General features: G+C 47.6%; 14 protein-coding genes and 1 pseudogene. 5 read left to right on the top strand and 10 right to left on the bottom strand.

Translation table 11 applies throughout. From position 1 onward, the window contains the following. Positions 1 to 3: 3 nt before the first annotated feature. The 4 genes and pseudogenes from F5971_RS02820 to dinG all read right to left on the bottom strand — a co-directional run bounded on the left by F5971_RS02820 (position 4) and on the right by dinG (position 5,280). Positions 4 to 1,041: an NAD(P)H-dependent glycerol-3-phosphate dehydrogenase gene (locus F5971_RS02820; RefSeq protein WP_420329360.1), complete on the bottom strand. Its 1,038-nt coding sequence runs from the start codon at positions 1,039 to 1,041 to the stop codon at positions 4 to 6. A gap of 18 nt (positions 1,042 to 1,059) precedes the next feature. After that, the gene (locus F5971_RS02815; RefSeq protein WP_193493885.1) at positions 1,060 to 1,287 is read right to left on the bottom strand and encodes a hypothetical protein; all 228 of its coding nucleotides are present in this window, start codon (positions 1,285 to 1,287) and stop codon (positions 1,060 to 1,062) included. A gap of 531 nt (positions 1,288 to 1,818) precedes the next feature. Continuing rightward, a pseudogene (gene rhlB, locus F5971_RS02810) lies at positions 1,819 to 3,120 on the bottom strand (ATP-dependent RNA helicase RhlB); the annotation flags it as partial. 39 nt (positions 3,121 to 3,159) lie between these two features. Beyond that, positions 3,160 to 5,280, bottom strand: a complete 2,121-nt coding sequence (dinG, locus tag F5971_RS02805) for an ATP-dependent DNA helicase DinG (RefSeq protein WP_246187746.1) — start codon at positions 5,278 to 5,280, stop codon at positions 3,160 to 3,162. A 121-nt stretch (positions 5,281 to 5,401) separates the two neighbouring features. Here dinG and lexA point away from each other — a divergent pair, with 121 nt between their 5' ends. Continuing rightward, positions 5,402 to 6,025: a transcriptional repressor LexA gene (lexA, locus tag F5971_RS02800; RefSeq protein ID WP_036514471.1), complete on the top strand. Its 624-nt coding sequence runs from the start codon at positions 5,402 to 5,404 to the stop codon at positions 6,023 to 6,025. Between the two features lie 66 nt (positions 6,026 to 6,091). Here lexA and F5971_RS02795 read toward each other — a convergent pair whose 3' ends face one another. After that, the gene (locus F5971_RS02795; RefSeq protein WP_036514470.1) at positions 6,092 to 6,616 is read right to left on the bottom strand and encodes a DUF6586 family protein; all 525 of its coding nucleotides are present in this window, start codon (positions 6,614 to 6,616) and stop codon (positions 6,092 to 6,094) included. A 30-nt stretch (positions 6,617 to 6,646) separates the two neighbouring features. Beyond that, the gene (gene topA, locus F5971_RS02790; RefSeq protein WP_193493880.1) at positions 6,647 to 9,292 is read right to left on the bottom strand and encodes a type I DNA topoisomerase; all 2,646 of its coding nucleotides are present in this window, start codon (positions 9,290 to 9,292) and stop codon (positions 6,647 to 6,649) included. Positions 9,293 to 9,463: 171 nt separating this feature from the next. On the opposite strand from topA, the gene F5971_RS02785 reads away from it, so the two are divergent. Next, positions 9,464 to 10,189, top strand: a complete 726-nt coding sequence (locus F5971_RS02785) for a DNA topoisomerase I (RefSeq protein ID WP_193493877.1) — start codon at positions 9,464 to 9,466, stop codon at positions 10,187 to 10,189. On the opposite strand, the gene F5971_RS02780 is transcribed toward F5971_RS02785, so the two are convergent. Next, the gene (locus F5971_RS02780; protein ID WP_193493875.1) at positions 10,184 to 10,411 is read right to left on the bottom strand and encodes a DUF1653 domain-containing protein; all 228 of its coding nucleotides are present in this window, start codon (positions 10,409 to 10,411) and stop codon (positions 10,184 to 10,186) included. The two genes, F5971_RS02785 and F5971_RS02780, sit on opposite strands and share 6 nt — an antisense overlap. Positions 10,412 to 10,418: 7 nt before the next feature. Beyond that, complete coding sequence (locus tag F5971_RS02775) at positions 10,419 to 10,925, bottom strand: hypothetical protein (RefSeq protein ID WP_193493873.1); 507 nt, start codon at positions 10,923 to 10,925, stop codon at positions 10,419 to 10,421. Between the two features lie 77 nt (positions 10,926 to 11,002). On the opposite strand from F5971_RS02775, the gene F5971_RS02770 reads away from it, so the two are divergent. Next, entirely contained in the window at positions 11,003 to 11,437 is a 435-nt protein-coding gene (locus F5971_RS02770) for a universal stress protein (RefSeq protein ID WP_036514462.1), read from the top strand. 20 nt (positions 11,438 to 11,457) lie between these two features. Here F5971_RS02770 and F5971_RS02765 read toward each other — a convergent pair whose 3' ends face one another. Then, the gene (locus tag F5971_RS02765; RefSeq protein ID WP_193493870.1) at positions 11,458 to 13,359 is read right to left on the bottom strand and encodes an ATP-binding cassette domain-containing protein; all 1,902 of its coding nucleotides are present in this window, start codon (positions 13,357 to 13,359) and stop codon (positions 11,458 to 11,460) included. A gap of 137 nt (positions 13,360 to 13,496) precedes the next feature. Between F5971_RS02765 and F5971_RS02760 the strand changes: the two genes are divergently transcribed. Then, positions 13,497 to 15,440: a transglycosylase SLT domain-containing protein gene (locus F5971_RS02760; RefSeq protein ID WP_193493868.1), complete on the top strand. Its 1,944-nt coding sequence runs from the start codon at positions 13,497 to 13,499 to the stop codon at positions 15,438 to 15,440. Positions 15,441 to 15,481: 41 nt separating this feature from the next. Here the strand turns inward: F5971_RS02760 and F5971_RS02755 are convergent, their stop codons facing one another. Further along, the gene (locus F5971_RS02755) at positions 15,482 to 15,733 is read right to left on the bottom strand and encodes a glutaredoxin family protein (protein WP_193493866.1); all 252 of its coding nucleotides are present in this window, start codon (positions 15,731 to 15,733) and stop codon (positions 15,482 to 15,484) included. A gap of 171 nt (positions 15,734 to 15,904) precedes the next feature. Between F5971_RS02755 and F5971_RS02750 the strand changes: the two genes are divergently transcribed. Beyond that, positions 15,905 to 17,641 carry a PHA/PHB synthase family protein gene (locus F5971_RS02750; RefSeq protein ID WP_036514460.1) on the top strand — a complete coding sequence of 579 codons (1,737 nt, stop codon included), beginning with the start codon at positions 15,905 to 15,907 and terminating at the stop codon, positions 17,639 to 17,641. The last annotated feature ends 90 nt before the right edge of the window (positions 17,642 to 17,731 follow it).

Below are 17,731 nucleotides of genomic sequence, written 5' to 3'. Positions count from 1 at the left end.
CAATCAACGAGGCACCTCACTGCGCGCTAACACAAACTCAACATCTGTACTTTGCACATTTAACATCATGTTACGCGCCACTTCCTTAACAGGTAGACCTTTGAAAACAACATCATACAGTCCACACACTAACGGCATGTAAATGTCTTTTTCGATTGATTTATCACGAACTTGCTTGAGGGTATTCACGCCTTCAGCCACTTCACCAAGGACGGAAACTGCCTCATCTAGACTTTTTCCTTCACCTAATGCATACCCCACTCGGTAATTACGACTTAAAGGCGACATACAGGTCACAATTAGATCACCTACCCCGGCAAGCCCTAAAAACGTCATCGGATTTGCACCCATGGACACCGCAAAACGGCTCATTTCAGCCAGAGACCGTGTCACCAACATACTTCGAGTGTTTTCACCCATACCTAATGCTGCACTAAGCCCCGCAGCAATGGCATAAATATTTTTTAACGTTCCCCCTAGCTCTACACCATAGGTGTCTGTACTGGCATAGACTCTAAAATATGGACAGTGCAATAAGGCCTGTACCTGCGTCCTGACCTCTTCATCTTCACTGGCGATCACCGTTGCCGCCAACTGCCTCTGGGCAATTTCTTTGGCTAAGTTTGGCCCACTCAAAACGCCAACGTTGGCATTGGGGACTTCTTGCTTTAGGATTTCGCTCATTAAGCAAAAAGTATCCGCTTCTATCCCCTTTGTTGTGCTCACCAGCAACTGCCCATCACGCAGATAGGGTGCCGCTTCAGCCACGACACTGCGAAAGGCACTGCTCGGGATCGAAACAAAGACAAGCCGTGCCGACTCCAAAGCATAGGCAAGATCCGCCGTTGCCTCTAACGACGGCGCTAAAGAGTAGCCTGGCAAATAACGCGCATTCTCTCGTGTTGAATTAAGCACGTCGGCTTTTTCTTGATCTCGCATCCACAAACGAACGGGTAGATTTTTTTCCGCCATCATGTTCGCAATGACAGTGCCAAAACTCCCTCCGCCGAGCACTGCAATTGGCTGATTGGATTGAATCAACGTAACCACTCCTTCACCTTACTTGGATGTCTGATCCAGTTGGTCTAACAACCGACCAATACCCATAAACAATAACTTAACCAAAAGAAATGCCACAAATGCTAGACCGAGAAACAACAACAGCTGCATCACATCTTGGGTACGTTGATATCCCGCAACGCCAACGGCTGCGAAAAATGCACTTAACGCGACACCGACTACACGGCTTAACACATGCAGTTTATGTTTATCTTCAACCTCTGCCATAGGACAATCTCATCAAGATACGGGTGGCTTGCTGGGATCTGATGCCTGTTCAGACGTATTTTCGACTCGCCACTCAGGGTCAGGTTCCGCCGACTGCGCAATCATTTCATCAGGTGTTGAAACCTGTGGCACGTCTGATACGTCTGAGTTCGGCAACGCTTCAACCCTCGACGCATCGTTTAGAATTGGCGCACTGGTGGGGTTCTCTGCTTTTGCAGCCTCCTCCATGGGTTCTAGTGTTTCGGTAAGCGTGGCGGCATCTACAGATACTTCCGGTGACTCGTCAACCAATGCCTGAGCCACTTTAGCGGCTTCATCAGCAGCAACCTCGGTTTCCACTGGCACAATCGTCTCTTTCAACGTTTCATCCTGCTGCTCCTCTATCGGAAGCTCAGGCTGTGTCGTTTCTATTTCGGGCGGTGAAGATTCAGGAGCACCATCTATATCAGATACCTCAGATACCTCAGACACTTCAGACACCTCAGATATTTCAGACACCTCAGAGCGTAACTTAAACGCATCAGGATCTTCCAAGAGTTCTGGACTTGGGTGGATACACTCAAGTTTAACACCCGTTCCCATTTCAACTTCCGAAATCAGGAAGGAATCATTTTCACACGCAAAACAAATAGAGGTGCCCTGTGCTCCAGCGCGGCCTGTTCGGCCTATACGATGCACGTAATCGTCGGCATCTTCTGGTAATTGATAGTTAATGACATGCGTCACACCATCAATATGAATACCACGCCCCGCCACATCGGTCGCAACTAAGACTTGGATCTTGCCATTACGGAAATCTTCCAGCGTTTTTACACGCTTATTCTGGGGAATTTCACCCGACATCAGCGCAGCCTTATGGCCATCCTTCTGCAGTTTTTCTGCTAAGGCACGCGTTTCATGGCGACGATTGCCAAACACGATAGCACGCTCAATCTGATTTAACCGCAGATAATTACGCAACAGTTTATACTTGTCTTCCGACGCCACAAGAAACACTTTCTGGCTGATGGTATCAGACACTTGAGCATCCGATTCGATTTCAATTTGCACGGGGTCAACCGTCCATTGACGTGCTAAACGCATGATGTCGTCTGAGAAAGTGGCACTGTAAAGCAAGGTTTGACGCTCCGGCCCTTTGCGAGGAGTATGGCGAATAATGGTTCTGACGTCAGGAATAAAGCCCATGCTAAGCATTCTATCGGCTTCATCGAGTACTAACACTTCAACTTGATACAAGTCGATGTCTTTTGACTTAACAAAATCAATTAAACGCCCGGGAGTTGCGACAACAATATCCACTGGATTGGCAGATAGAGATTTTCGCTGCTTATCGAAATCCATTCCACCGACTAACGCCACAACATTCAAATCAGTGTGCGTTGTTAATGCCTCTGCATCGGCCGCAATTTGCAAGGCAAGCTCTCGTGTGGGGGCAATAATCAGTGCTCGTGGCTCTGCTAACTTTCGAGGTTGAGGTAAAGGATAATCCAGTAGGTCCGTAATAATACCAATCAAAAATGAAGCCGTCTTCCCCGTTCCCGTCTGAGCCTTCGCAATAAGATCCTTACCCTGTAAAGCCAATTCGATTGTGGCCGCCTGGATCGGTGTTGTGTACTCAAAACCAAGATCCGCGATCGCATGCATAAGATCGTCCGGCAGATTAAAGTCATGAAATCGCTTTTTATCTAGCACCTCAGGAACAACGAACTCTTTAGGAGTCCATTTTTTTGCACCCTCGGACCGCGGATCACGGCGTTTACGACGCGGTTTACGGTGAGTGTTCGAGGTGTTTTCACTGGACTCGGAAAGGTTAACGTCTGTATTCAAAGTCATGCCTACTGTTATCTATCTAATTAAGTTACGGGCGTTTGGCTAAAATATTTGACGAAAGGGCGGCAGTGCGTTCAACAACTGTCGACCATAGCGCTTTGTAACCAAACGTCTATCTAAAATGATCACTCGTCCTTGATCTTGCTCGCTGCGCAACAAGCGACCAACGGCCTGTGTCAAACGCATTGAAGCGGCTGGAATCGTCCATTGAATGAAAGCGTTACCGCCATTTTGCTCTATCCATTCCGACATTGTGGCGTCGACGGGATCGTCTGGCACACTAAACGGCAATTTGGTAATGACCACATCGGTTAAATAATCTCCAGGTAAATCTACACCTTCTGCAAAAGAGGCCAACCCAAAAATCACACTGTCTAACCCCTGATCGATACGCTCACGATGCCGACGAATGATTTCAGACTTAGGGTAATCACCTTGCGCCATCAGTCTATTCTTTATTGTTTCATCCATTCTATCAAGCACTGTCAGCATTTGCTTCCAAGAACTGAATAAAACCAACACAGCCTTCGTATTTATCAGATATTGCTTAAGAAAGTCTGCCACCTCCTCCGTATGCTCTGCGACAGAACTGGGATCGCTCCTCATCGACGGGATCTCTAAAGTGGCCGCATTGAAATAGTCAAAGGGGCTGTTCAACTGCAAAAAATGACTTTCAAAGGGTAATCCTAACCCTATTTTCACCCGATCAAAATTACCCAAAGATGTTAAGGTCGCGGAGGTCAAAACCGCACCAAAGCATGGATTCCAAAGATGCTCTTTTAGGGTTGCGGCAACGGATACCGGGCTACTGCAGCACTCATAATCGGTATAACCCGCCGAGTCATGTTTAACCACCCAACGCGCCACAGGCGTTTTTCCTTCTGCATCCACTTTAGCATAGGAATCGGCCAGCCAGCCAATCTGCTGAATACGCCCCCAGAACATCCCCATCAGCGGAAACAGCCCCTCTGCGAGACGTCGGTCTATGTCTTTGATGCTGCCCTCCATTGCATCTTTGAGCACACCCACTAACTGCTCAAACAGGGTTTCTAGACGAGCACACCCCATGGACAACTCTTTTGCAGGACCAAGCCAGTCATCTGGTTGCCGCCCACCTACAAACCGATGCCGCGGCAACCGCCCTGTGTCGTCATTATAGGCGAGTACTTGGACTAAATCTTTAAATGTTCCCAAGACTAAAAGTAAATCACTCACGGGTTGATGAAAACGACTCACTAAATCTTCAATTAAGGGAACTCGTGCTTGCTCATTAAATTGCAGTAGTTTTTTTTCTAAGTTCGCCAGCAATCGAATACTGCTCTCAATACGCATCGCATAGGAAAAATGACTCCCTGCTTTATCGGCAAGGTGGTGGCCTTCATCAAACACATAAAGCGTTTTACCGGGCTCAGGAAGAATCGCTCCCCCGCCCAAGGATAAATCGGCCAAAACCAAATCGTGGTTTGCAATAATCAGATCCGCCTCATCCATACTCTCGCGGGCACGATAAAAGGGACATACACTGAAGTTCAAGCAACGCCGATTGGTGCATTGCATATGATCACTCGTGAGCAACTGCCAACGATCATCAGGAACGGCTTTCTCTAATCGATCACGATCACCATCCCACTGCCCTGTCGCATAGACTTCCATTAAGCCTTGAACATCCGCCAAGACCTGAGGTTCAAGACGCTGCTCAATTTCATCCGCATAGAGCGCCATTTGCCCCATCACCTGCTGCTGTTCCAACAATTGCTCAGCTTTAGACAAGCACAAGTATCGCCCCCGCCCTTTTGCAAGCGTGTAACGAAACTCAAGGCCTGAGTGCTGCAACAGCTCGGGAAGGTCTTTGTTCACTAACTGTTCCTGAAGGGCAACGGTAGCCGTCGAAACAATTAATTTTAACCCTTTGGCTTTTGCAATTGGCAAGGTTGCTAAGAGGTAGGCAATCGTCTTACCTGTTCCGGTTCCGGCTTCTATAACAGCAACATGCGCTTCCCCAAGGCGTTTACCTTGATCATCAAAACGAATACTGCCCAATGTCCTTGCAACAGCTGCAATCATTTGTTTTTGAGCAGAACGCGCACGCAAACCACGGCTTTCCAAAAAACGCGAGTACGTCTGTTGGATCGTTGTTTTTATTGACTCATCTAGCAAACGCATGTCCCTCTCATAAACCTTGCGCCTATTTTAACAAAATACTGGATATACAAACAGATAATACTTGACCTAATGAAAATACTGTACAAAAATGCAGTAACTGTACACAAAAACAGGCAAAAACATGAAATTAACTCAACGACAAACCCTAGTGTTGGACTGCATTCGTCAACACATTGAAAGCACAGGCTACCCCCCCACTCGCGCAGAGATCGCACTTAAGCTCGGCTTTAAATCCGCGAATGCGGCTGAAGAACACCTGAAAGCGCTGCAAAAAAAAGGGGCGATCCAGATCATACAAAATACATCGAGAGGGATACGCTTGCCAGATGCCGAACCCGATCCGGATGTCCATAGCGACATCAATCAACTGCCTGTTATAGGGTCTGTCGCGGCAGGATCACCGGTTCTTGCCGTTGAGCATATTGAACGCCGCTGTGCCATTGCTCCCGACTTTTTTACGCCATCCGCACACTATTTACTTCGTGTACGTGGCATGAGCATGAAGAACATTGGCATACTCGATGGGGATTTACTGGCCGTGCATCAAACTCAAGACGTGCGCAATGGGCAAATCGTGGTGGCTCGTATTGGCGATGAGGTCACGGTTAAGCGTTTTGAACGCAAGGGTAAAACCGTAAAATTGATCGCCGAAAATGAAGACTTCGATCCAATTTTGGTCGACCTAAGTCAAGAAGAGTTTGTCATCGAAGGGATTAGCGTCGGAGTTATTCGTCAAGGCAGTTAAACCTCGACGAAAAATGTGTATCAAGGTTTAAGTCCGGCTAAGGTTGACCGGACTTTAACAGGCAGCTTACCACTCCTGCATACCGGCTCTTTGACGTTCAAGCAGCGCTCTAAATTCAGCCAACCAAGACGTGTACTCCTGATAAACACCACTGTCTTCAGAGTGGTCAGGATTAACCTGCATAACTTGAATTTCAGATAAGCTTGTTTGAGCAGACACCTCTTTTACTTTATCAGTGGCTACCCAACAGGCTTTGTAAGCATTGTGCAGTTTGTGTAACCAACTCACAGGGTTCTCTTGCAACGCCAGCAACTCAGACAACTCTGATGACTCAAAGCCAGCCTCATCAAATGCCTGTTGTAATGCATGAATTTCGGTAATGCTCTGAGCGTTGACTCGATAGCGCTCCGCAATCTCTCTAAGAAGGGACACATAGGCTGACATCAGGTGAAACAAGATTGACTCTTGATACGATTCAATCAATGCATGCTTACTCCATCCTGATGACGCCTGAGCATTCGCTAACGCCTCTAAATGCAAACGCGCGAAGGTCAACTTCTGATTGGTTCTAGCAAGGTATACTTCTGCCATCATTTTCTCCTAGCCTACTTGGCCACCCAATTAACTTTTGCTAGATTTTTTAGCTGGGGCATCCACTTTCCAGACACCGTTGGTAAAGTAGGCCTTCCAGCCTGTTGCCTTACCCTCGACCTCCGTCATAACGTACTGCTCTTTTGTTTTGCGACTGTAACGAACAATCGTTGGATTTCCATCACTGTCTTGAACAGGCGCACTGAATAGAAACGCGTATTTACTATCAATTTCCGACTGATGAGGCAGTAATTCGGACACTAAAGGTGCACGTGTTTCTCGATTTTTCGGAAATTGACTGGCCGCCAAAAATAAACCACTGGCACCGTCACGCAAGATATAGGTATCGTCAACTTTCTCGCATGCCAATTCAGGCATAGGCACAGGATCCATTTTCGGAGGTGCGGCTTCACCATTTTTAAGCAATTTACGGGTGTTTTTACACGCCGAATTGGTGCACCCAAAAAACTTACCAAAACGACCGGTTTTCAACTGCATATCCGAACCGCACTTATCACACTCAATACTCGGGCCATCATAGCCCTTGATGCGATAACTGCCCTCTTCAATCTCGTAACCACTGCAATCTGGATTGTTACCGCACACGTGCAGCTTACGCCCCTCATCCACTAGATAAGAGTCCATTGCCGTTCCGCATAATGAGCAACGATGCTTATTGCGCAAAATTCGAGACTCTTCTTCATCGTCGCCATCCGCACTGACCACTTCATTGCCCGGAATGAGGTTAATGGTACATTTGCAGCGCTCTTTCGGTGAAAGGTTATATCCCGAACAGCCTAGAAACACGCCCGTGCTCCCAGTTCTGATCATCATTTTACGGCCACACTCTGGGCAGTCAATGTTTGTTGGTGTTGGGGTGTTTGGACGCATTCCGTGCTCATTATCCTGAGCTTTTTCAAGGTGCGTGACAAAATCAGCGTAAAAACGATTGAGCAACTCTCGCCAATCCAACTGCCCTTGAGCAACCTCATCTAGATCGGCTTCCATGCGTGCCGTAAAGCTGTAATCCAGCAAATCAGCAAAGTTTTCATTCAGGCGCTCGGTGACTATATCACCCATCTTGCAGGCGTAGAAACGTCTGGATTGAGACTCAACATACCCTCTATCTTGAATCGTTGATATGATCGAAGCGTAGGTAGAAGGTCGTCCAATTCCACGCTTTTCCAGCTCTTTAACTAAACTTGCTTCGGTGTAACGAGGTGCAGGTTTGGTAAAATGTTGTTTAGGATCAAGTGATTCAAGCGCTAAGACCTCACCTTTTTTTAGGTCAGGTAAAATAACGTCTTCATCGCCTTTGGACTTGCTTGGCATCACTTTGGTGTAACCATCAAAGCGTAAAATGCGTCCTTTAGTGGAAAGTTCAAACTCGCCTGCTTGCACAATTAAGCGTGTACTGGTGTACAAGGCAGGCATCATCTGACAAGCCAAAAACTGACGACGTATCAAATCGTAGAGCCGCTCGGCATCCGACTCCATCCCAGATAAGTCTTTGGGCAGCAGCGTAACATCCGAGGGACGAATCGCCTCATGCGCTTCCTGTGCGCCATCTTTGCTTGAATAACGCACAGGGGCCTCAGGCAAATAGGCTTCACCAAACTGGGTCTGTATATAGGCTCGACAGGATTCTACGGCATCAACGCTTAAGTTGGTTGAGTCAGTACGCATGTACGTAATGTAACCGGCTTCATACAGGCGCTGCGCCATCATCATGGTCTTTTTAACACCAAAACCTAACCGAGTACTGGCTGCCTGTTGCAGTGTAGAAGTGATAAAGGGAGCCGACGGCTTACTGCTGGTCGCGCGATCTTCACGAGACACCACGGTAAAGGTTTGCGTTTTGAGCAGCTCTAGATAGTTGTTCGTTTCGGACTCAGAGGTGGGACGGAACTCACCTTCTTTATATTTAACGACCCCTAATCGCAACTGATCGGCTTGAGCCGATTGCGTTTGAGCGAACACTTCCCAGTACTCTTCAGGGTTAAAGGCTCGGATTTCACGCTCACGATCCACAATCAACTTAACCGCAACGGATTGCACTCGCCCTGCAGACAAACCTCTAGCCACTTTTTCCCAAAGCAGCGGTGAGACCATGTAACCTACCACACGATCAAGAAAACGCCGTGCTTGCTGAGCGTTAACACGGCTCATGGCAAGATCACCCGGCTCTTCAAAGGCCTCTTGAATCGCTTTTTTGGTGATCTCGTTAAAGACCACACGCTTATAGCGTGTTTCGTCTCCGCCAATGGCTTCACGCAAGTGCCAAGCGATAGCCTCTCCTTCGCGATCCAAGTCCGTTGCGAGATAAATAGCATCTGCCGACTTGGCAAGCTTTCTTAATTCCTCTACAACTTTTTCTTTTCCTGGCAGGATCTCATAGCGAGCATCCCAGTTATTCTCAGGATCAACCCCCATTCGTCGAATGAGCTGTTCATGTGATTTGCGCTTTTTGTTCTCCGCTTTTTCTTCTGGAGAAAGCTTACGGGTCAAAGCCGCTTGACGCGCCCGCTCTTTAGGATCGGTTTGCGTACCACTGCCACTACTGGGCAAATCGCGAATATGGCCCACACTGGATTTAACCACGTATTGGCTACCGAGGTATTTGTTGATCGTCTTGGCTTTTGCCGGAGACTCGACAATAACGAGGGTCTTTCCCATTAAACTAGATCCTTAAATGCAGAGGTCTGCCCTGAAACATGGGTGCATATATAAGTGCTGTTTAGCAGCGGGTCAAGTAAAGTTGTATAATTCATTCAGTTTATCTTTACGAAAAAAAAACGATAATAGGTTCAATGCTGTTAACCTTTACCTATCAGAGTGCCAAACAGAATGCTCAGTGACAACCTCATTTTTCTTTTTTTGATCGCCGTGCTTGGACTTTTAGCACTGATATTGAACTATGTCATTACGACGCGCGAAGAAGAAAAAGCAGCGAAAAGCGCGCGCATGAAGTGGCTTAAAGATCAATCAGAACATACACTTAATGCACTATCAGTCTTGAAGGAAATCAATTGTCGATCCGACATTATTGACAAGCTAAATCAACACGCCTTGTCGCTAATAGAAGAAATCGGCATTTTGGCTCCTGACTCTGACTTGATGACCGATATCAGCAAAATCAAGGATTCCACCGACAGAGCCCGTCCCAAACCGGAAGCCTTCACAAATGACCGTGCGGTCAGAAAAGCTCAGATTTATATACGTTTTGCTGAAAAACTTTTTAGCGAAATGGTGAGTAAAGGAAAAATTACAGCCTCGTTGGCAAAATCCTATCAATTGGAACTTTACTGGCTAAACATTACTCTGGTAGCCGATGCGCACTACACGCATGCCATGGATCAAATCCAGAAGAACGATAAACTCACCGCCTTGGCGCATCTAAAACATGCAAAAGCCATGTTGGTGAGAGCCACTGTTCCCAAAAGACAAAAACAAGAGAGGCTCGATAAGGTGCAAGTTCAACTCGATCTGCTGCAGCCACGAAAAGATTTTGGACGTGGGGCATTGGCTGATTCGATGGATACCTATCATGAGCAAAAGCAGCGTCAGCTATAAGCCCGCTGCTAAGCTCTGAAACCGAGGCACTCTATTGCCATTACTGTCGACAACCTCTTCACAGAACAGCGTGACAGGGCGAATCCAGAGCCCTCTGTCACCATACAGAGGACGATAGACAACATACCACTCTTCTGTTTCAGAATGACGAGCACATTCAATGACCTCGTATTCCGCCCCTTTGAAATGACGATAACGCCCAGGCGTTGGATTCAACATCATATTCCTCTTAAAACTTGGCTTTTAGAACAGGCTCGATAGCCGCTTTAATTTGATCTAGCACCTCGGGCCCACCTGACTCGCGCCAATAGACCGTAAAATGCATAGGCGATGACTCGAGTGCAAATACCGACTCTGGCAAAGACTCTATGACCGCAGACAGCATTTGACACTGTTCCGACGTCAATACCCCCTCACCGCGCTTCCAAGACCACTGGCTTGGCAACCCCTGATTCGCAACATTTTCCACACGAAATGCCTGCCAGGAATTCCACTGGTCTTTTTCATCGCGTGATAGATCCGATCGTAAAATCCGATACGCCGGTAGACGCTTTCGCTCAACATCCATCTCCCCTTTGGCCCGGGGTGTCTCGATGGTTGCTATTTGCACAATGAATCCCAATGCTCGCGCATGCAGACGAATTTGCGATTGCATGCGCTCTCTTGGGCTAGGCTTGATCCACATCACAGAACCAACCAATGAAAGCATGACAACTATAGAGATTACCCATTCCATACTGCTATCCTATAAGTACACACATCGACGCGCTTAGGCTGCGTCATTTTTAGACCAGACTGAGAAAGGATACTAACATGAGCACTTACAACCGCATTTTGTTAGCCATTGACTTGTCCGATGAATCCGCGCAACTCATAACCAAAGCCGCTGATCTTGCCAAACGTTATGACGCGGCCCTCAATATTATTCATGTTGTTGAGCCACTGACCTTTGCGTATGGAGGAGATGTCCCCATGGACTTATCCACCATACAAGAGCAACTGGACGAGCATGCTCAACAAAAACTTGATACCCTGTGTGCCGCGATTGATCAGCCTGTAGAGCAGCGCCATATAGTGACTGGGCATACCGAGTCTGAAATACACCGTGTCGCCAAAGAAATTAATGCCGACCTGATTGTCGTCGGCAGTCACGGTCGTCACGGCTTAGCGCTACTGCTGGGTTCAACAGCAAATGGCGTGCTTCACGGTGCCATATGCGATGTTCTAGCCATCAGGGTAAAAAGTTAACCTTGCTTGAGGCCATCCATTTACATGGCCTCAAGTTCTAACCAACGCTCCATCAGCTGCTCTGCTTTTTGCTCAAGCTCCAGAAGCATCTGCAGTTGGCTAGCGACCTGATCACGATCCTGATTGTAAAAATCAGGTGCAGAGCAGATTTGTCGCATTTTCTCCAACTCAGCTTCTGCGTTTTCCAACAGGCCTGGCAGCGTTTCTAACTCGCGCTGAAGCTTGTAACTCAGTTTAGTGCGCGCTGGTGCACTTTTTGATTCTGTGGCACTAGACACCGAGCTTGGCGAAGAAACGGGCGGCGTTGCGTCAGCCTTAACTGAGGCGCTTTTTTCCAGAACAGGCCGTTGACGCAACCAATCCTGATAGCCACCGACATACTCCTGCACCTTGCCATTACCCTCAAAGACCAGAGTACTGGTGACAACATGATCCAAAAAGGTTCGGTCATGGCTGACAATTAACAAGGTCCCTTGAAACTCTAAGAGGATTTCCTCTAACAGCTCTAGGGTTTCTATATCCAGATCGTTGGTTGGCTCATCGAGGACAAGAATATTGGCAGGTTTACTGAATACTTTTGCCAACAACACTCGGTTACATTCCCCACCCGAGAGGGCTTTGACAGGCGTTCTCGCACGTTCAGGACTGAACAAGAAGTCAGACAGGTAACTGATGATATGACGGGCACGACCATTGATTTCAATGCTTTCTCGACCGCCTGACACATTGTCGATAATGGTTTTCTCGGGGTCCAACGCATCACGCATTTGATCGAAATAAGCGACTTCCAGCTTAGTTCCTAAGCGCACCGTCCCGGTGTCAGGCTCAAGCTGACCCAACAAGAGCTTTAATAACGTACTCTTACCTGCGCCATTAGGACCAATCAAGCCGATACGATCACCGCGCTGAATACTTAAGGTCAGCGTATCGATTAAACATTCGCCTTTAAACGACTTGGAGACGGCCTCCAACTCAGTAACCAATTTACCTGAGCGCTGAGCCTCGTCCATTCCAAATTTCGCATTTCCTTGACGCATACGTCGCTCGGAGCGCTCTTTTCGCATTTTTTCGAGTGCTCTGACACGCCCCTCGTTACGGGTACGCCGTGCTTTAATGCCTTGACGTATCCAGCGCTCTTCTTGAGCGAGCTTTTTATCAAACTCAGCCTGATGCCGCGCTTCTTCTTCCAACAGGGCTTGTTTTTGCTCTAAATACTGACTGTAGCTGCCCGGAAAACGCGTCAAAATTCCGCGATCCAACTCAAGAATAGTGGTAGCTAAATGCTCCACTAACGAGCGATCGTGTGAAATAAACAACAAGCCGCCCTGGAAGTCGAGCAGCATCTTTTCCATCCACTCAATCGCTTCGATATCCAAATGGTTGGTTGGCTCATCGAGTAACAACAAATCAGGATTCTGAACCAAGGCAGCACCCAATGCCGCTCTTCGACGCCAACCTCCAGACAACTCCGCCATTTTTTTGGTTGGATCCAGGCCAAGTTTCGCAATAATTGTGTCAACACGCTGCTCTAACTGCCAACCATCAACCGCCTCCAAAGCGTGCTGCAGGCGATCCAGTTCGCGCATATCGGATTCACTGGCCGTCATCGCCAAGGTTTCATATTGCTCTCGCAGGGCTAATACATCCGCCAACCCAGCCGTCACAACATCTCTAACGGGTCGTTCATCGGCAGCAGGCAACATTTGTGGCAATTGAGCAATGCGTAAAGATGGAGCACGCCATAAAGTGCCATTATCAGGCTGCTGCTCACCGTTAATCAGTTTTAAAAGGGTTGATTTACCTGCGCCATTTAAACCGACCAATGCAACACGCTCACCTGCCTCTATCTGCAAGGAAGCGTTGTCTAGGATAATTTGTGTACCAAACGCAAGCGACAACGAATCTATTCGGATCAGTGACATGAAATTCTCAAGGGTCTTGAATCAAAAAATACTATTCTACCCTAAAGACACGAAATCGGCCTAATCTCTTCTCTAAAAGCCTAAAAAAACGCTACACTCTCTTTAATTCAGTGTTAAACAATCGGAGTCATCTTATCGTGCCTGGTACCCAGTTTTTTTGTGCGCTTACGGCTAGCGTTTTGCTCTCATCCTGTGTTCAAGCCACCCCCTCGCTTGAGAGCCAAAGAACACTTTACTTATCAACATTAAATGCATTGGAAACAGGCAATCAAACTGACTATATCAATGGCTTGAAACAACTGCAGAACTACCCACTTCTGCCCTATCTAACCTTTTCGGAACAATCTAAACAATTGCCCAGGCTTAATGCTGGCGAAGTTGAAGAACTCTTGGACCAGTATCAAGGCACGCCTCTCTATAACCGCCTACTCAACAGCTGGACATCTCAACTGGGCCAACAGCAGCGCTGGAATAGTTTTCTTGAATTTTATCCAAGGGTCAAACACCCCAATCCAAGGCTAAATTGCTTTGCAGCCAGAGCCACCTTGGCGCAAGGTGATAAAGCATCTGCGTTCCGTCAAGCAGAACAACTCTGGAATGTGGGCCAGTCTCAGAACAATGCCTGCGATCCTCTATTTGACGCTTGGATCAATGAACAAGGTATCTCGCGCGAACTGGCCTTTGATCGCTTCATGAAAGCGCTCGAAGCGGATAACATCGGTATTGCACGCTACGCTGAGCGGTTTATCACCCGTGATCAAGACAAAGCCCATCTGAATCTGATCTGGTCAATTTATAATTCGCCTGAAACACTGCAAGCACAACCTAACCAGCTCACGCGCAACACACCTCACCATCGTCGCTTAGCCATGCTTGCGGTGAATAAGCTGGCTCCTAAAGACTTAGAAGGCTCTTTAAAACTTTGGATTTCGTTAACGCGAAGTCTAGCCATTCCAACGGAAGAGCAAGAGGCCATCAGCGTTAGACATGGTGTACGCTACGCCAAAGGGTTCCATGCCAATGCCCCCCAATTGTTGGCTCAACTTGACCCGAACTTTAATTTTGCAGAGCTGACGGAGTGGCGCATACGCTTAGCACTCACCGAACAAAACTGGACAACGGTTAGCCAGCTCATTCAGCGCCTTCCAGATCACGTTAAAAACACACCACGCTGGCAATACTGGCACATGGTGACCCAAATGCGTCTTAACCAACGCCCAGCACCAGAGCTTATACAAACCTTAGTGGCGGATCGCAGTTTCTACGGATTCATTGCTGCGGAAATGCAAGGCAAGCCTTTCTCAATCAATCACCAACCCAAGCAGGCAACAACGGCTGAAATCGAGCGAATTCGAAAACTGCCGGCTATGCAGCGCATACATGAGCTTTATCACCTCGGCTTTGAAGATCTAGCTCGGTCTGAATGGAACCATGTCACCGCACACCTTTCTGATCACGAACTGCATATTGCCGCCCATCTTTTTAAATCCTGGGGCTGGTATTTCCAAGGTATCCGCGGTGCCATTGCCAGTGATCGCTGGGATGATTTAGAACTACGCTTCCCCGCACCACACGCGCGACTCTTTGCGGATGCGACCCGTGAGTTCAATATCCATCCTGCGTGGGCCCTAGCCGTGACTCGTCAAGAAAGTGCATTTCAGAATGTCGCGCGCTCTGGGGCGGGCGCAAGAGGACTGATGCAGCTCATGCCTGCGACCGCACGCGAAACAGCGAGACGCTTTGAGATCCCACTGGACGATCTGGAGCGCTTGAACGAGCCTAACACGAATATTCGCCTAGGTTCAGCGTACCTTTCTCAGATGCTTGGCTTTTTCAATGGAAACCGCGTCCATGCGACCGCCGCATACAATGCAGGTCCTGGCCGAGTTCGCCAATGGTTGTCGGCTCGCGGACACTTACCCTTGGATATTTGGGTAGAGACCATCCCCTTTGATGAAACCCGCCAGTACGTGCAAAACGTTCTTACTTTTGGTGTCATCTATGCTGAAATGCATAACTACAGTGCCAGCATACTGAGCCAAGAGGAACAAAGACAATTGGCTTGGTATTCAAATCGCTAAAAGACCTTCGCGCCGACCTAAGCTGGTTTTTCAAACACAGCTTAGCCTTCTAACACGGATGTTAGAAAGGCGTGAACATCTTCTGGTGAAAATGGCCAATCCAGCGCTTGCGCTGTTGATGGACAATAGAGCACGGGAATACGCGTTGCAAATTGATCCATGAGCGCATCGTCATACGCAATATCCACCCAGTCGACCTCAACCTGGTCAGCCAGCACCGACAGCTGTAAAACGGCTTCAGCCTCATCACACAGATGACACCCTTCCGTACTCATTAACTCAAGTTTTAACATCTATCGATTCCAGCCCATTTGTATAATTGCTGCAGATTAATAACATTAACACGACTCTCGGGGTTTACGCACTTTCACCTTAATGATAATGTCATTCAAACATCGCATGCTATAAGGTGTATGGTGATCACAGCGTGATCAGACAACCCTCCGGACAGATAGGCGTATATTATGGAACAAAAGAACAGTAAAGTTTCTGATCCTCAAGAGTTTATCGAGTATGTAAGCCAAGAAACCAGCAAAATACTAGAGATGTATTCGGCAACGGGGGGGGATGATATTTTCCGCAACTTCACCCAGACGTGGACCGATCTCGCTACCCGCTCATTGAAAGACCCAACAGTATGGATTAAAGCCATCGCAGATTATCAGCAAGCACAGCTTAATCTTTGGCGCAACCTGTTTACTGGCACAACTGAGACAGTTGCAGCACCAGCGCCGGGCGACCGCCGCTTTCAGAGTGACGAATGGTCTAAAAACCCAGTGTTTGACTACATCAAACAATCCTATTTGCTGTCTTCAAAAATGCTGACTGAAATGGCAGCAAATGCAAAGCTATCTGACGCAGAGCAACAAAAACTAGAGTTTTATACTCAACAGTATTTGGATGCCATGTCTCCGACGAACTTTGCCTTCACCAATCCTGAAGTGATCAACCAAGCCATTGAAACCAATGGTCAAAGCTTAGTAGATGGTTTGAAAAATCTGCTGGGTGATATCGACAAAGGTCATATCACCATGACAGATGAGTCTGCCTTTGAACTCGGCAAAAACATCGCCACCACTGAAGGCGCTGTGGTTTTTCAAAACGATATCTTCCAGTTGATTCAATACAAACCGGAAGGTGAACAGGTTTTTGAAAAACCTCTTTTGATTGTACCGCCGAGCATCAACAAGTTTTATATTCTCGACCTACAACCGCACAACTCCTATGTCAAATACTGTGTCGAACAAGGACATAACGTTTTCTTAGTCGCTTGGGTCAACCCAAGCAAAGAAATGAGAACTCTCAGCTGGGACGACTACGTCGAGCGCGGTGTACTAAAATCAATCGAAGTCACCAAAGAAATCAGCCAGTCTGAAAAAGTGAATGCGGTTGCTTGGTGTGTTGGCGGAACCTTACTGGCAACAGCGCTGGCCGTTATGGCTAACCGCAAAGATAACAGCGTGTTGTCGGCAACCTTCTTAACAACCCTGACAGATTTCCGCGATCCGGGCGATCTTAAGGTCTTCATTGATGACTACCAAGTCAAACAGTTGAAAGAAAAGGTCAATAAAGAAGGCATTTTGCACGGTCGTGAGTTGGCGACGTCATTTAATATGCTTCGCTCAAACGACTTGATTTGGTCCTATGTTGTTAACAACTACCTCAAAGGCCAAACGCCTGCACCTTTCGACATCCTTTACTGGAACAGCGACCCAACGAACTTACCTGCTCGCATGTACACTTTCTACATAACGAAAATGTACCTAGAGAACAAGTTAGTTGAGCCTAATGGTGTCTCAATTTGTGGCGAACCCATTGATTTAAGTAAAATCAAAGTACCCTGCTACTTCTTATCCACCATTGAAGACCACATCGCACCATGGAAGAGCACCTTTGCCGCCACTGAGCTGTTTAAAGGTCAAATGGAGTTCGTACTCGGCGCGAGCGGCCACGTTGCAGGTGTTATTAACCCAGCATCCAAAAATCGCAGACATTACTGGATTAAAGGCGAACTCGGAAAAGGACCTGATCATTGGCTCGAAACAGCTGAAAAACAAGAAGGATCTTGGTGGTCCAATTGGGCGGAATGGGTCAAACGCCGCGCAGGTAAGAAAATTGACGCTCCGAAAGAGTACGGTAACGCCGATCATACCGTGATTGAGGCGGCACCTGGCAGCTACGTCAAAGCACGACTCGACTGATATCCGGTTTACGTTATGGCATACTATAGGGCACTAACAGTGCCCTTTTTTATTGGCACTCCCCCTACCTTTACCTATTATAAGTTCAGA

Source organism: Nitrincola alkalisediminis (assembly GCF_009821115.1).
GTDB classification, from domain to species: domain Bacteria; phylum Pseudomonadota; class Gammaproteobacteria; order Pseudomonadales; family Balneatricaceae; genus Nitrincola; species Nitrincola alkalisediminis.
The sequence above is the reverse complement of the archived record's forward strand: the minus strand, read 5'-3'. Positions and strand labels throughout refer to the sequence as shown.

Coding starts and splice junctions, on each gene's coding strand:
- dinG (WP_246187746.1), bottom strand. CDS start 5,280: ATGCGTTTGCTAGATGAGTCAATAAAAACAACGATCCAACAGACGTAC.
- F5971_RS02765 (WP_193493870.1), bottom strand. CDS start 13,359: ATGTCACTGATCCGAATAGATTCGTTGTCGCTTGCGTTTGGTACACAA.
- F5971_RS02785 (WP_193493877.1), top strand. CDS start 9,464: ATGCTCAGTGACAACCTCATTTTTCTTTTTTTGATCGCCGTGCTTGGA.
- topA (WP_193493880.1), bottom strand. CDS start 9,292: ATGGGAAAGACCCTCGTTATTGTCGAGTCTCCGGCAAAAGCCAAGACG.
- F5971_RS02755 (WP_193493866.1), bottom strand. CDS start 15,733: ATGTTAAAACTTGAGTTAATGAGTACGGAAGGGTGTCATCTGTGTGAT.
- F5971_RS02750 (WP_036514460.1), top strand. CDS start 15,905: ATGGAACAAAAGAACAGTAAAGTTTCTGATCCTCAAGAGTTTATCGAG.
- F5971_RS02780 (WP_193493875.1), bottom strand. CDS start 10,411: ATGATGTTGAATCCAACGCCTGGGCGTTATCGTCATTTCAAAGGGGCG.
- lexA (WP_036514471.1), top strand. CDS start 5,402: ATGAAATTAACTCAACGACAAACCCTAGTGTTGGACTGCATTCGTCAA.
- F5971_RS02770 (WP_036514462.1), top strand. CDS start 11,003: ATGAGCACTTACAACCGCATTTTGTTAGCCATTGACTTGTCCGATGAA.
- F5971_RS02775 (WP_193493873.1), bottom strand. CDS start 10,925: ATGGAATGGGTAATCTCTATAGTTGTCATGCTTTCATTGGTTGGTTCT.
- F5971_RS02795 (WP_036514470.1), bottom strand. CDS start 6,616: ATGGCAGAAGTATACCTTGCTAGAACCAATCAGAAGTTGACCTTCGCG.
- F5971_RS02815 (WP_193493885.1), bottom strand. CDS start 1,287: ATGGCAGAGGTTGAAGATAAACATAAACTGCATGTGTTAAGCCGTGTA.